The sequence below is a fragment of the Pseudomonas arcuscaelestis genome, assembly GCF_016881005.1.
GTDB classification, from domain to species: Bacteria; Pseudomonadota; Gammaproteobacteria; order Pseudomonadales; family Pseudomonadaceae; genus Aquipseudomonas; species Aquipseudomonas arcuscaelestis.
This window is the reverse complement of sequence record NZ_JACOPV010000013.1, coordinates 154,738-168,583: the sequence shown is the minus strand read 5'-3', so window position 1 is coordinate 168,583 and position 13,846 is coordinate 154,738. Positions and strand designations below refer to the sequence as shown.

General features: G+C 59.7%; 15 protein-coding genes. 7 read left to right on the top strand and 8 right to left on the bottom strand.

Annotated elements, in window-relative coordinates; genetic code table 11:
* Positions 1-7 precede the first annotated feature (7 nt).
* Both H8F21_RS29795 and ptrR read right to left on the bottom strand, forming a co-directional pair.
* Positions 8-133, bottom strand: coding sequence for a PA1414 family protein (locus H8F21_RS29795; RefSeq protein WP_256205393.1), 126 nt, complete (start codon positions 131-133; stop codon positions 8-10).
* A 123-nt stretch (positions 134-256) separates the two neighbouring features.
* Complete coding sequence (gene ptrR / locus H8F21_RS20595; RefSeq protein ID WP_203475811.1) at positions 257-1,150, bottom strand: putrescine utilization regulator PtrR; 894 nt, start codon at positions 1,148-1,150, stop codon at positions 257-259.
* A 106-nt stretch (positions 1,151-1,256) separates the two neighbouring features.
* Between ptrR and H8F21_RS20590 the strand changes: the two genes are divergently transcribed.
* Positions 1,257-2,438 carry a YbfB/YjiJ family MFS transporter gene (locus H8F21_RS20590; RefSeq protein ID WP_203585225.1) on the top strand — a complete coding sequence of 394 codons (1,182 nt, stop codon included), beginning with the start codon at positions 1,257-1,259 and terminating at the stop codon, positions 2,436-2,438.
* Here H8F21_RS20590 and H8F21_RS20585 read toward each other — a convergent pair.
* Complete coding sequence (locus H8F21_RS20585) at positions 2,389-3,315, bottom strand: DMT family transporter (protein WP_203475813.1); 927 nt, start codon at positions 3,313-3,315, stop codon at positions 2,389-2,391. The two genes, H8F21_RS20590 and H8F21_RS20585, sit on opposite strands and share 50 nt — an antisense overlap.
* Before the next feature lie 105 nt (positions 3,316-3,420).
* Positions 3,421-3,813 (bottom strand): transcriptional regulator, encoded by a 393-nt coding sequence (locus H8F21_RS20580; protein WP_203475814.1) that lies wholly within the window; start codon positions 3,811-3,813, stop codon positions 3,421-3,423.
* Between the two features lie 119 nt (positions 3,814-3,932).
* Here H8F21_RS20580 and H8F21_RS20575 point away from each other — a divergent pair, with 119 nt between their 5' ends.
* The gene (locus H8F21_RS20575) at positions 3,933-4,202 is read left to right on the top strand and encodes a hypothetical protein (RefSeq protein ID WP_203475815.1); all 270 of its coding nucleotides are present in this window, start codon (positions 3,933-3,935) and stop codon (positions 4,200-4,202) included.
* A 110-nt stretch (positions 4,203-4,312) separates the two neighbouring features.
* Here H8F21_RS20575 and H8F21_RS20570 read toward each other — a convergent pair whose 3' ends face one another.
* The gene (locus H8F21_RS20570) at positions 4,313-5,638 is read right to left on the bottom strand and encodes a DEAD/DEAH box helicase (protein WP_203475816.1); all 1,326 of its coding nucleotides are present in this window, start codon (positions 5,636-5,638) and stop codon (positions 4,313-4,315) included.
* Positions 5,639-5,779: 141 nt separating this feature from the next.
* Between H8F21_RS20570 and H8F21_RS20565 the strand changes: the two genes are divergently transcribed.
* Positions 5,780-7,081 carry a mechanosensitive ion channel family protein gene (locus tag H8F21_RS20565; RefSeq protein WP_203475817.1) on the top strand — a complete coding sequence of 434 codons (1,302 nt, stop codon included), beginning with the start codon at positions 5,780-5,782 and terminating at the stop codon, positions 7,079-7,081.
* Here H8F21_RS20565 and H8F21_RS20560 read toward each other — a convergent pair.
* The 3 genes from H8F21_RS20560 to H8F21_RS20550 form a co-directional block, all read right to left on the bottom strand.
* Positions 7,022-7,900 (bottom strand): carboxylate/amino acid/amine transporter, encoded by an 879-nt coding sequence (locus tag H8F21_RS20560; RefSeq protein ID WP_203475818.1) that lies wholly within the window; start codon positions 7,898-7,900, stop codon positions 7,022-7,024. The genes H8F21_RS20565 and H8F21_RS20560 overlap by 60 nt on opposite strands.
* Before the next feature lie 630 nt (positions 7,901-8,530).
* On the bottom strand, positions 8,531-9,130 hold the full coding sequence (locus tag H8F21_RS20555; protein ID WP_203475819.1) for an FMN-dependent NADH-azoreductase: 600 nt from the start codon (positions 9,128-9,130) through the stop codon (positions 8,531-8,533).
* Positions 9,131-9,275: 145 nt separating this feature from the next.
* Positions 9,276-9,590: a 3-phosphoglycerate kinase gene (locus tag H8F21_RS20550; RefSeq protein ID WP_203475820.1), complete on the bottom strand. Its 315-nt coding sequence runs from the start codon at positions 9,588-9,590 to the stop codon at positions 9,276-9,278.
* A gap of 49 nt (positions 9,591-9,639) precedes the next feature.
* Here H8F21_RS20550 and H8F21_RS20545 point away from each other — a divergent pair, with 49 nt between their 5' ends.
* The 4 genes from H8F21_RS20545 to H8F21_RS20530 all read left to right on the top strand — a co-directional run bounded on the left by H8F21_RS20545 (position 9,640) and on the right by H8F21_RS20530 (position 13,837).
* The gene (locus H8F21_RS20545) at positions 9,640-10,563 is read left to right on the top strand and encodes a LysR family transcriptional regulator (protein ID WP_203475821.1); all 924 of its coding nucleotides are present in this window, start codon (positions 9,640-9,642) and stop codon (positions 10,561-10,563) included.
* Between the two features lie 14 nt (positions 10,564-10,577).
* Positions 10,578-11,390: an alpha/beta fold hydrolase gene (locus H8F21_RS20540; protein ID WP_203475822.1), complete on the top strand. Its 813-nt coding sequence runs from the start codon at positions 10,578-10,580 to the stop codon at positions 11,388-11,390.
* Positions 11,384-11,941 (top strand): peptidylprolyl isomerase, encoded by a 558-nt coding sequence (locus H8F21_RS20535; RefSeq protein WP_136477631.1) that lies wholly within the window; start codon positions 11,384-11,386, stop codon positions 11,939-11,941. The genes H8F21_RS20540 and H8F21_RS20535 overlap by 7 nt, the downstream gene beginning before the upstream one ends.
* Positions 11,942-12,004: 63 nt before the next feature.
* Complete coding sequence (locus H8F21_RS20530; protein ID WP_203475823.1) at positions 12,005-13,837, top strand: ABC transporter ATP-binding protein; 1,833 nt, start codon at positions 12,005-12,007, stop codon at positions 13,835-13,837.
* The last annotated feature ends 9 nt before the right edge of the window (positions 13,838-13,846 follow it).

Here is a 13,846-nt window from a genome sequence, read left to right as displayed (position 1 = left end):
CCTGACGCTAGCGACGAGGCTGGCGTTTGCGCTGCTCTTCATCGGTAGGGATCGGCACCGGCTGCAATGGCGGTGGAATCAAACCCAGAGCCGCTGCCAGGTCATGAAGCCAATTGAACAGATTATTTCTCATAAATCCCCCTCACGGGTCAGCCTGCACGGCGTTTCAATCCTGCGATGCTTCATACAGATCATAGTCCTATGTCTTACATTACGCATGCTCTTGGACTACAACTTGGGTCGATGTTGACCTTAATCAAGCCCTAACCGCCCGTTCCGCCACCGTTGCAACTGTTTCTCCTTGTTGCAAATCGATCCACGCACTCAAATTTGCGCCGCACATCCCCTTGCGCCACATCAGCCAAGTGGTCGCCTGATCGAAAGGCGCCTGCAAGCGATGCGCCGTCACACGCTCACGTCCGGGCAAACTATCGAGCATCGACTGGGCCATCAATGCCACCCCTGCTCCGGCAATCACGCACGCCAACATACTGGGATACGACTCAATCTCCATGACTCGACCCATGGCAGCATGGTCGTGGGCGTACCAGGCCTCAAGGCGCATACGGTAGGAACAGCCCTGGCGAAAGGTGAATACGGCCTGCCCGGCCACATCCTGGGCGCTGAGCACCTGCGGATGATCAGGGTCGGTAATCAGCACCAGGGTTTCATCGCACAATGGCACGCCATCCAGCCCGGCCAGTGCCAGCGGGCCGTCCACCAAGGCAGCATCCAGTCGACCATTGACCAGCCCTTCAAGCAGCTCGCCACTGGGCGCTGCCTGCACTTGCAGGTTCACCGCAGGATAAGCCTTGTGATAGCGCGCCAGCAGCGCTGGTAGCTGTATCGCTGCCGTGCTGTACATGGTGCCAAGGGCAAAATTGCCCGCCGGTTGCCCGCCCTGCACGGCCGCAAACGCCTCATCTCGCAGCGCCAGCATGCGCCCGGTGTAATCGAGCAGCACCTTGCCGGCCGGGGACAATTGCAGGCGTTGGCGTTGACGACGGAACAGTTCGACCCCCAACTGTTCTTCCAGTTGGCGCAGGCGGGTGGAAAGGTTCGACGGCACGCGGTGCAAGCGCTCCGCTGCGCGGGTTATCGACCCCTCTTCGGCGACTGCCTGGAAGATACGCAACTGACTGAGCTCCACGAGTTATTCTCCATAACAGAACAAGTTACTCATAATTATTCAATTTTACTGAAAGTCAATCACCCTTAGCCTGATGGTCATTGCTTCCCCTTTAAGGACAACGACCATGTCTGCACATATCCGCCTGCTGGCCAGCGCCGTGGCCCTGATGATGGCCATGGGCATCGGCCGCTTCGCTCTCACCCCGCAATTACCGCACCTGATTGGCGAGGGCCAGATTACCCTGACCGCCGCCGGCCTGATCGCCGCCGCCAATTACCTGGGCTACTTGCTAGGCGCACTGGATGCAATGTTTGCCCGCCGCCCTCGTCAAGTGAGCGCCCGCCTGCAGGGTGGCTTGTGGCTGTGTGTGCTGTTGACCCTGGCCTCGTTCTGGGCCATCGGTTTCTGGAGCCACTTGGTGCTGCGTTTCGGCACAGGCGTGGCCAGTGCCTGGGTACTGGTGATGCTCACCACACTCAGCCAGCAAGTGGCCGCCGCCAGTAATCAACCCAGGCTCGGCGCCCTGGTGTTTGCCGGGCCAGGTCTGGGCATCGCCCTCACCGGCCTGCTGGCGCTGCTTGCCAACCTTTACGGGCTGGGCGCCGCTTCGCTGTGGCTGGTCTACGCTAGTGCTGCGCTGGCAATGTTGCTGGCAGTGGTGCCTTTTCTGCCTCGACCACAAGCCGCACCGGCGCCCACGGCCCCTCAAGCAGCGTGTCAGCCAAGCCAAGGGATCACACGCCTGGGTCTTATCTATGCGCTTAACGGAATCGGCTACATCATTCCAGCCACGTTCATGTCGCAGATGGCCAGCGCCCGCCTGCACGGGCATTGGCTGGCAGACCTGTTCTGGCCAGGGTTCGGTCTGGCGGCGGCGTTGGGTGTGGTGCTTACAAGCTTGCGCCGCCCAGGTTGGGGCAGTACATCACGCTGGTTGATGGCCACGCTCTGGCTGCAGGCCGCGGGTGTGTTTGCCTGCCTGCTGGGCAATGGCCTGGGGCTGGCCATGGGCGTATTGCTCTGTGGCATGCCGTTTCTGGCATGCATGCTGCTGGTAATGCAGCGCCTGCGTGAATTGTCGCCCCAGGGCTATCAGCGCAACACTGGTCTTCTGACCGCCTGTTTCGCGTTAGGCCAACTCAGTGGCCCGTTGCTGGCTGCGCTAAGCAATCAGTTCGCCGCCAGCCTGCAGCCTGCGCTGGTTATCGCCGGCAGCGGCCTGCTGTTGGCTGGCGCGCTGCTCTGGCGAGCGCCACCTACCCCAGTAGGCTGCGCAAACGCCGGCGCACCCACTGCTCAGCACTGACCATAGTGACACCCAGCAAAACCATCACGGCGCCAAGCACGAAATTCAGGCTCAGAGGCTCACCCAGAAGCACCACACCAAAGGTCACCCCGAATAACGGGGTGATAAAGGAAAATACCGCCAGGTTCGACGCCAGATAACGCCGCAACAACCAGAACCAGGTCAGGTAGCTGAAGAACGACACGATCAACCCCTGGAACAACAAGCTACCGATCGACAGCGGGGTGAAATGAACATCGGTGACCTGTCCACTCACGACAGCGATAAACAGCAAACCAATGAAGCCTACCGCCAATTGATAGAACAAGGTCAGGGTTGCGGGCGCCTCGGACAACCGCGAAGCGCGCACAACCACAGTGGTCGCCCCCCAGGCCAGGCCGGCCAGCACACCAAACGCGTCACCCAAGAGCATGCGACTGTCCATATCCGACAGCGATACACCACCGGCAAAGGCATAGGCGATCCCGGCAAAGGACAGGACAATGCCCAACCATTGCAAGGGTCGCAACCGCTCACTGGGCAACAACAGGTGCAAGCCCAGGGCGGTAAAGACTGGCGCGGTATAAAGAAACACTGACATGTGCGCCGCCGAGGTCAGTTTCAGCCCTTCGGCGATGAACAAGAACTCCACCCCGAACAGTGCGCCGGCCAGCAGCCCGCCTCGCCAGGTGTGCGCAACCTGATCCCAGCCGCCACGAAAACAGATCAACAGGCCCACCAGTACCGCTGCCATGCCGGAACGCAGGGCTTGCTGCATGACCGGCGCGATATCCGGCGCGGCCATTTTGATCATCACCTGCTGGATGCCCCAGATCAGGCACAACACCAGCATTACTTGCAGAGCAAAGGCATCGGTATTACGGCGGGTGGCGCTCATTGCGGGCACCCGCTATTGGCGAAGGGCATGGCAGACTCTCGGCAGCTGTGGATCCAACGCCAATTATCAGCGGCCCAAGGTCTTCATTACCAGCCTTGTATGCACTCAGGCGATTTGCGCTTTTGACGCCAAAGCGTCGAAGGTCGCTTCATCCAGTGCATCCTCCTGCTGATCGAGCACCTCGCGCGGGTGATCGTTGCCCGGAATACTGCTGTCGATCAGGCTCAGCAGGCGCGACCCGCGAGCGGTGAGGACAAAATTCTCGCCATTGCCACCCTCTTCCTCGGGACGACTTTCGATGTAGCCGCGCTCAAACAGCAACTTTTCATACTCGCAGGCGCGCGTCTTCAGATGATCCAGGTCGCCCGACATCTGACCCTTGGCGGCCAGGTCCGCAGCATGTTGTTCCGCGTAGGGACGCGGCGTAAAGCTATGACCGGCGCCATTCTGCACTTCGTGCAACAAACGTTCGATCAAGTCCCAGTCGTAGTTACTCATCGGCATGGCCTCACTCAAGGATGTGTATGGTTGTGACCGACACCAATGGCAGCGGTTCGACTGAACTTTGCGCGTACGCTGGCGCTCAACCACACAACCACGCCAAGGGAGCTGTGCCGATGAAAACCCTGTTGAACATTGCCGCCGCCGCTAGCCTGTTGCTGGCCTTGCCCAGCTGGGCATGCACACTTGAAGAAGCCACGCAAAAGCGTGAGGAATTGGCCAAGGAGGTCACGCGACTGACGGAGCAAAATCCGCAGAAGGCCAAGGAGATCAATGACGAGCTGCAAGGCATGAAGCTGGACAGCGCCAGCAAGGACCTGCCCGACAAATGCCAGCTGATCGATAAGCGGCTGCTAGAGCTGAGGTCAGCAGAGAAGAAGGTTTGAAGCCGGAGTGTGTGCAGGCGTCGGCGGTGCCGGCGAGCGCGCCCGATGTACGCGATGCCCGGCTCTACCGGGCATCGCCAGCAAGGCTGACGCCTACCTGAAGCTAGCCTTTACTCGGCAGCCGGTGCCGGCTTGCGGCGCTTCAGCGGCGCCAGGCCGTCAGCGCTTGCCAGTGGTGCGTTAGGCTTTGGCTTGGCGGTTGGTTTGCGCTTGGCTACAACCTTCTTGTCGCCTTTTTTGTCGGTCTTTTTCTTTTTCACGCCTGCGGCCTTGCCAGACGCCTTGACCTTTTTCGGCCCGGTATAGGTGCCTTTGACTTCCTTGATGACCCGGCGCTCGAAGCTCTGCTTCAGGTAGCGCTCGATGCTCGACATCAGGTTCCAGTCGCCATGACAGATCAACGACACCGCCAGACCTTCGTTACCGGCACGACCGGTACGACCGATGCGGTGCACGTACTCGTCGCCGCTGCGTGGCATGTCGAAGTTGATCACCAGATCCAGACCGTCCACGTCCAGGCCACGGGCCGCCACATCAGTGGCAACCAGTACCTTGGCACCGCCCTGCTTCAGGCGTTCGATGGCAAGCTTGCGATCTTTCTGGTCTTTGTCGCCGTGCAGGACGAAAGCCTTGATGTCCTTGGCTACCAGGTGGCCGTAGATACGGTCGGCCATGACCCTGGTGTTGGTAAAGATGATTGCCTTTTGATAGGTCTCGTTAGCCAGCAGCCATTGGACAATCTGCTCTTTGTGCTGGTTGTGGTCGGCCGTGATGATCTGCTGACGGGTGCCGTCGTTGAGCTGGCTGACGGTGTTGAGCATCAGGTGCTCGGGGTCCTTGAGCACTTTGCCGATCATGTCGCGCAGGCCCGCACCACCGGTGGTGGCGGAGAACAGCAGGGTTTGCTCACGGTTCGGGCACTCGCCGCACAGGCGCTCGACGTCTTCGGAGAAGCCCATGTCGAGCATGCGGTCGGCTTCGTCGAGAATCACTACCTGCACATGCTCAAGCTTGAGGTTGCCGGCATTCAGTTGCTCGAGCATACGGCCTGGAGTACCGACCAGGATGTCCGGCACCTTGCGCAGCATTGCAGCCTGTTCCTTGAAATCTTCACCACCGGTGATCATGCCGGCCTTGATGAAGGTGAACTGGGCAAAACGCTCAATTTCCTTGAGGGTCTGCTGGGCCAGCTCGCGAGTTGGCAGCAGCACCAGGGCGCGGATCTCGACGCGCTTTTGCTTCAGGTCAACCAGGCGGTTGAGTACAGGCAGTACAAATGCAGCAGTCTTGCCACTACCGGTTTTCGCCGTTACGCGCAGGTCACGCCCCTGCAAAGCCAGGGGAATAGCGGCCGCCTGCACGGGAGTCGGCTCTACGAAGTTCAGTGCAGCAACGGCTTTGAGCAGGCGTTCGTGCAGGGCGAATTGGGAAAACACGGGTGTACCTCGGGCTTGAGCAGAAATTCAGCCGTATAGGGTAACGTTTTCCAGCGCCTACGCCGAATTTCTTTTGGCATTGATGCACCTTTCCGGGCTCTAATAACCCCTCATTTTCAATTCGGACACGTCAACTACCGCATGGCTATTGAACAGTTCTGGCAAAACGCCCTCGATCTCTGGGGCACTCTCGATCAACATCCCGTGCTGCATGCAGGCCTAGGACTGACCATTTTGCTGGTCATCGCCCTGGTTCTCGGACGAGTGGCACGCTTTCTGATTCTTCACGCCGTCAAGCTGCTAGGCCGACAACCGGCCCTGCATTGGATGCACGACCTGCTGCACAACAAGGTTTTCCATCGCCTGGCGCAGATGACACCGTCGCTGGTTGTGCAGTTCGGACTCAAACTGGTGCCGGAGCTAAGCGCCACCAGCCAGCATTTCCTCGGCAACGTAGCGCTGGCCTTCACCATCCTGTTTCTGGTGCTGGCGATCAGTGCCCTGCTCGATGCCCTGCTGGACATCTACGCCCGCACTGAATACGCCCGTACACGCTCAATCAAGGGCTACGTGCAGTTGGCGAAGATGGTCTTGTTCATATTTGGCACCATCGTCATTGTCGCCACCTTGATCGACCGTTCGCCGCTGCTGCTGTTGTCGGGCCTGGGGGCGATGTCGGCGGTGATCCTGTTGGTATACAAGGACACCTTGCTGTCGTTCGTCGCCAGCGTACAACTGACCAGCAACGACATGCTGCGCGTCGGCGACTGGATCGAAATGCCGCAAGTCGGAGCCGACGGCGACGTGGTGGATATGACCCTGCATACCGTCAAGGTGCAGAACTTCGACAAGACCATCGTCTCCATCCCCACCTGGCGCTTGATGTCCGAGTCGTTCAAGAACTGGCGCGGCATGCAGCAGTCCGGCGGCCGACGTATCAAGCGCAGCCTGTTCATCGACGCCGGCGGCGTGCGTTTCCTGAACAACGCCGAAGAGGAACGCCTGAGCCAGGTTCGGCTGTTGTCCGACTACATCACCCGCAAGCGTGCCGAACTCAAGGCCTGGAACGAAGCACAGGGCAATGTCGCCGAACTGTCGGCCAACCGTCGGCGCATGACCAATATCGGCACCTTCCGCGCCTACGCCCTGGCCTACCTGCAGAGCCACCCGGAAATCCAGCCGAACATGACCTGCATGGTCCGCCAAATGGCCACCACCGCCCAGGGCGTGCCGCTGGAAATCTACTGCTTCACCCGCACCACCGCATGGGCTGACTACGAGCGCATCCAGGGCGACATCTTCGACTACCTGTTGGCGGTGATGCCGGAGTTCGGCCTGAGCCTGTACCAGCAGCCTAGCGGCAACGACCTGCGTGCCGGCCTGCTACCGTCTTCCCAACCCAGCCTGCAACGGACGCTGAGTGCCGAGACGGCCGAGCCATAGGGACGCCAGAATCACCGCCCCGCCGATGAACAACCTGCCCAGGGGCTCGTGCTGATTCCAGATCAGCAAGTTGAGCAACAGCCCCACCGGCACATGCAGGTTGTTCATCACCGCCAGGGTCGCGCCGGAAACCAGGCACGCGCCCTTGTTCCACCAGTACAAGCCCAACGCGGTCGGGCACAGCCCCAAAAACACCAGCACCAGCCATTGCACATCGGTGCTTGGCAGGTGCTGGCTGTTGCCGAACGCCAGAAACGCCGGCAACACCACCAACAAGGCCCCCAGGTAGAAGTAACCGAAACGTCGGTAATGCGGCAGGTCGCTGGGATTGCGAGCGATCAGGTGACGGTACAGTACCTGACCGGCGGCATAGGTGAAGTTGGCCAACTGCAGCAGCAAAAAGCCCATGAAAAAGTCCGGGCTGATCCGATCAAAACGAATCACCGCCGCGCCCGCCACGGCCACCAGAGCCGCCACCAGCGCCCAGGGATTGAAGCGACGGTTCAAGGCATCTTCAATCAGGGTCACATGCAGCGGCGTGAGAATGGTGAACAGCAAGACTTCCGGCACCGTAAGCACCCGGAAGCTCAAGTACAGACAAACGTAGGTGATGCCGTATTGCAGCGCGCCAATCAACAGCATCGAGCGCATGAAGCGCGGCTCGACCTGACGCCAGCGAGTCAATGGCAAAAATACCACTCCAGCCAGCACCACCCGCGCCAACACGGCGAAATAGCTATCAACGTGGCCAGCCAGGTACTCACCGATCAGACTAAAAGAAAACGCCTGGATCAGTGCAACGATCAATAAATAGCCCATGGGTGCCCCTTGCAGTAGAGGCGGCGACCTTAGCCGTTCGCGATATCTGCGGCAACTGCCGGACAGCACACATAAAAAAGATCTTCACGCAATCCCGCGGACTATAACCCCCTGGTTGGGTTGGGGTTTGAGGCTGCTAGCTCATCCATTCAACGCTCTTGATCTTGATCTTCATGCACGTCAGCTCAGGCGCCGCAGAGTGCGACTTCAGCAGGCCGAGTGGAGGCACCTGTAGGGGCGGTGCGCAGCACCTTCGGCGTGAGCCGAAGACGCGAGACGTAGACTTGGCGTAGCAAGTCGTAGGCCGCGTGGCCCTGGAAGGTGCCGTAGCGAGGGGACCCGAAGCGCAGCGTAGGGCCGTATGCAGGAGCGAGCGGTTTTGGTTCCTTTTGCCAAGACAAAAGGGACCCGCCGTAAGGGCGGAAGGGGCCAACAGCGGCGCCGCATTGAATGGATAAGCCCCAAATCAAATCAAATCCCAGCCCAGCCCAGCCCAGCCCAGCCCAGCCCAGCCCAGCCCCAAGATCATACTCCTTGGGATTGCGTAAAGAACCACAAAAAAGCCCGGTCATTGACCGGGCAGGTACACCCAAAGGAGCAACAGGTGTCAGGCGGGAAAATTCAGTTCGATCAGGCCACTGCAGCCAGCTGGGCCTTGGCCTGATTCAGGCCTTTCTCGTGGAAGTCCCCCCCCAGGTTCAGGCCCTCGGCGTGAATGAAGGTCACATCGTGAATACCGATAAACGCCATCACCTGACGCAGGTATGGTTCCTGATGATCGCTCGTGGCCCCGGCATGAATACCGCCGCGGGCAGTGAGAACGTAGGCCTTTTTACCGGTGAGCAGGCCCTGAGGACCGGTTTCGGTGTACTTGAAGGTAACGCCAGCGCGCAGCACGTGGTCCAGCCAGGCCTTCAAGGTGCTCGGAATGGTGAAGTTGTACATCGGTGCAGCCAGCACCAGCACGTCGGCGGCCAACACCTCATCGGTCAACTCGTTGGAGCGAGCCAGCGCTTGCAATTCATCTGCGTTACGTTGGTCCTCCGGCTTCATCCAGCCGCCCAACAGGTTGGCATCCAGATGCGGTACCGGGTTCACGGCCAGATCACGCAGGGTGATCTGATCGGCTGGATGGGCGGCTTGCCACTGGCTGACAAAATCAGCGGTCAGTTGCCGCGAGATCGAACCCTGCTGACGGGCGCTGCTTTCAATAACGAGTACACGGGACATGGGTTGCCTCCATCGGCGAATGCGGTAAGTCAATGGAGGTAAGATTAAGCAGTAACCGATCGATTAAAAAGCGTAAAATCTGGGTGCAATCTATCAGTTAATTTGTTTTATTGTGCCAGTGCACTACCCTCAACCACAGCAATGGCTATTGCGGTTTGCAACTGAGGTCGATGCGCAGCTTGATGATCTTGCGGTTGAATTTGGCGGTGACGTCCTTGCTCTGCTTGGCTTCCACCATCACCCGACGCACCCGCGGAGCCTCCGGGCCGTTGCGAAAACGCACCGTGCATTGGGCGGCAACGTCGCCATAGTTGTTCAAGGTCATCGAGCCCATGTCGTAGTCGGTGTCATAGGTGTTGTAGTCGAGTTTGACGCCCTCGAGATTCTTTTCTACCTCGATTGGGTATGCCATCGCAGTGAGTGGAAGCAGGGCCAGCAATAAAGCACAACATTTCTTCATACGACGCTCTCCATGAAAGAGCGCCAGCTTAGGACAACAGGAGCCGAAGATGAAAGCGCCACGCGTTACCCTGGATCAGTGGCGAACCCTGCAAGCGGTGGTCGACCACGGTGGCTTTGCCCAGGCGGCCGAAGCGCTGCATCGCTCGCAATCGTCCGTGAGCTACACCGTCGCACGCATGCAGGATCAGCTAGGCGTGCCGCTGCTGCGCATCGATGGTCGCAAAGCCGTGCTCACCGAGGCGGGTAACGTCCTGCTGCGCCGGTCTCGGCAACTGGTCAAGCAGGCCAGCCAGCTCGAAGACCTTGCCCATCACATGGAGCAAGGCTGGGAAGCCGAAGTCCGCCTGGTTGTGGATGCGGCCTACCCCAATGCCCGCCTGGTCCGTGCCTTGAGCGCCTTCATGCCGCAAAGCCGTGGCTGTCGCGTACGTTTGCGTGAAGAAGTACTGTCGGGCGTTGAAGAAGTGCTGCATGAGGGCATCGCTGACCTTGCCATCAGCGGCTTCAATATTTCCGGGTACTTGGGCACCGAGCTCAGTTCTGTGGAGTTCGTCGCGGTCGCCCACCCCGAGCACAGCCTGCACCGACTGGGTCGCGAGCTGAGTTTCCAGGACTTGGAAAGCCAACTGCAAGTGGTCATCCGTGATTCGGGCCGGGCGCAACCGCGCGATGTCGGCTGGCTCGGCGCTGAACAGCGCTGGACAGTTGGCAGCCTGGCGACCGCCTCGACATTCGTCAGCAGTGGCTTGGGCTTTGCCTGGCTACCCCGTCACTTGATCGAACGCGAGTTGCGAGACGGCGTGCTCAAACCGCTGCCACTGGATCAGGGTGGCAGTCGCCATCCACTGTTCTACCTTTATTCCAACAAGGACAAACCCTTGGGGCCGGCCACGCAAATTCTCATCGACTTGCTGCGCAATTTCGATACCGCGCCACTGGACGTGCCCTTCGCCGCCCCCGCCCAAGCCTGACAGGAATCACGCCCATGGCCTATTTCGAACACGAAGGTTGCTCGCTGCACTACGAGGAATACGGCCAGGGCGAGCCACTGGTATTGCTGCACGGCTTGGGTTCCAGCTGCCAGGATTGGGAAATGCAGGTGCCCGCGCTTGCTCGCCATTACCGGGTGATCCTGATGGACATCCGTGGTCATGGCCGTTCCGACAAGCCGCACGAACGCTACAGCATCGCCAGCTTCAGCGCCGACCTGCTGGCCCTGCTCGAACAACTGCAGACCGGCCCGGTACACCTGGTAGGGCTGTCCATGGGCGGCATGGTCGGTTTTCAGTTCGCGGTTGATCACCCTGAGTGGCTGCGCAGCCTGTGCATCGTCAACAGCGCACCAGAGGTAAAGCGGCGCAGCCGCCAGGACTGGCTCTGGTGGGCCAAGCGCTGGGCGCTGGCCCGGGTGCTCAGCCTTAAAGCGATTGGCAAAGGGCTGGCGGCGCGATTGTTCCCCAAACCGGAGCAGGCGGACCTGCGCCGCAAGATGGCTCAGCGCTGGGCGACAAACGACAAGCGTGCCTATCTGGCCAGCTTCGATGCCATTGTCGGTTGGGGTGTCAGCGAACGCCTGGGGCAGATCCGCTGTCCTACGCTGGTCATAAGCGCCGACCAGGATTACACCCCGGTACACCTCAAGGAGCGTTATGTGCGCCTGATACCTCAGGCGCGACTGGCGGTCATCGAAGATTCCCGGCACGCTACGCCGCTGGATCAACCCCATGTATTCAATCAGATGCTGCTGCAATTTCTGGCAGCGTCGACCACCCCTCAAGGAACATTGAGCCCATGCTGAAAAAACTCCTGCTCGCCACCTGCTCGGTCGTCTTCGCCACCAGCCTGATGGCGGCCGATAAAGCGCCCCATGTACTGCTCGACACCAGCTTTGGCCAGATTGAAGTAGAACTGGATCCGGTCAAGGCGCCCATCAGCAGCAAGAACTTTCTGGAGTACGTGGACAGCGGCTTCTACAACAACACCATCTTCCACCGGGTGATTCCGGGCTTCATGGTTCAGGGGGGTGGCTTCACCGAGCAGATGTCGCAAAAGGAAACCAAGTCGCCGATCAGGAACGAAGCCAGCAACGGCCTGCACAACACGCGCGGCACCCTGTCGATGGCCCGCACATCGAACCCGAACTCGGCTACCAGCCAGTTTTTCATCAACGTCGCCGACAACGCCTTCCTCGATCCGGGCCGTGATGCCGGTTACGCAGTTTTCGCCAAAGTGGTCAAAGGTATGGATGTGGTCGATCAGATCGTCAATTCGCCCACCACCGTCAAGCGCGGTATGCGTGATGTACCGGTCGATCCGGTCTTCATCAAGTCGGCCAAGCGCATCGACTGACCCCGAGCCTCACAGGGACGTGAGCCAAGGCCTGAGGGTCTATGAACAGGAGTTAAGGTTTTCATGCTGTTCCGCCGCTTCGAAAGGCTGATCGATATATTTCGTGAAGCACCCAGCGCTGCGCCGCCCAGTACAGTGCTGCCCTTCTACCTGTACTACCTGCGCCAGGTATGGCCCAGTTTTGCCGCGCTGCTGGTGGTTGGCCTGATCGGTGCGCTGATCGAAGTGGCGCTGTTCAGTTACCTGAGTCGAATTATCGATCTGACCCAGGGCACCCCCAACGTCAACTTCTTCAGCGAGCATGCCAACGAGCTGATCTGGATGCTGGTGGTAGCTCTTCTTCTGCGGCCAGTGTTCGTCGGTCTGCACGATCTGTTGGTGCACCAGACCATCAGCCCCGGCATGACCAGCATGATCCGCTGGCAAAACCACACGTATGTGCTCAAGCAGAGCCTGAATTTCTTCCAGAGCGATTTTGCCGGTCGTATTGCCCAGCGCATCATGCAGACCGGCAACTCCCTTCGCGACTCCGCCGTACAAGCGGTTGATGCCCTGTGGCATGTATTGATCTATGCCATCAGCTCGCTGGTGCTGTTTGCGGAGGCGGACTGGCGCCTGATGCTGCCGCTGATCAGCTGGATCGCCTGCTATATCGGCGCGCTCTACTATTTCGTACCCAGGGTCAAAGCCCGCGCCGTTATTTCTTCGGATGCGCGCTCCAAACTGATGGGCCGCATCGTCGACGGCTATACCAACATCGCCACGCTCAAACTCTTTGCCCACACCGACTTCGAGCAACAATACGCACGCGAAGCGATCCGCGAACAAACCGAAAAAACCCAACTGGCTGCCCGTGTGGTAACCAGCATGGATGTGGTCATCACCAGCCTCAATGGCCTGTTGATCGTTACCACCACGGGGCTTGCCCTGTGGCTGTGGACGCAGTCACTGATCACGGTCGGCGCCATTGCCCTGGCCACTGGCCTGGTCATTCGTATCGTCAACATGTCGGGTTGGATCATGTGGGTGGTCAACGGCATCTTCGAAAATATCGGCATGGTCCAAGATGGCTTGCAGACCATCGCCCAGCCGGTAAGCGTGACCGACAAACCCGGCGCTCCGGCGCTCAAAGTCGAACGCGGCGCAGTCAAGTTCGAGAACGTCGGTTTCCACTATGGCAAAGGCAATCGGATTATCGACGACCTGAACCTGGACATCCGCCCTGGCGAAAAAATCGGCCTGATCGGCCCGTCCGGTGCCGGTAAGTCGACCTTGGTCAATCTGCTGCTACGCCTGTACGACCTTGATAACGGATGTATCCTGATCGACGGCCAGGACATTGCCCAAGTGTCCCAGGCCAGCCTGCGCGCCCAGATCGGCATGATCACCCAGGACACCTCACTGCTGCACCGCTCGATCCGCGAGAACCTGTTGTACGGGCGCCCGGATGCCAGCGAAGAAGAACTCTGGGAAGCCGTGCGCCGCGCCCGTGCTGATGAGTTCATCCCGCAATTATCCGATGCCCAGGGGCGTACGGGATTCGATGCACACGTGGGTGAGCGAGGGGTCAAACTCTCCGGCGGCCAGCGTCAGCGCATTGCGATCGCCAGGGTATTGCTCAAAAACGCGCCGATTCTGATCATGGACGAAGCCACGTCAGCGCTGGACTCGGAAGTCGAAGCCGCCATCCAGGAAAGCCTCGAGACGCTGATGCAGGGCAAGACAGTGATCGCCATTGCCCACCGGCTTTCGACCATCGCCCGCATGGATCGCCTGGTCGTGCTGGAAAAAGGCCGCATCGCCGAGATGGGCAGCCATACCGAACTGCTGGCGCACCAAGGCTTGTACGCACGCTTGTGGCATCACCAGACCGGTGGATTTGTCGGCATCGATTGAATCGCCTGC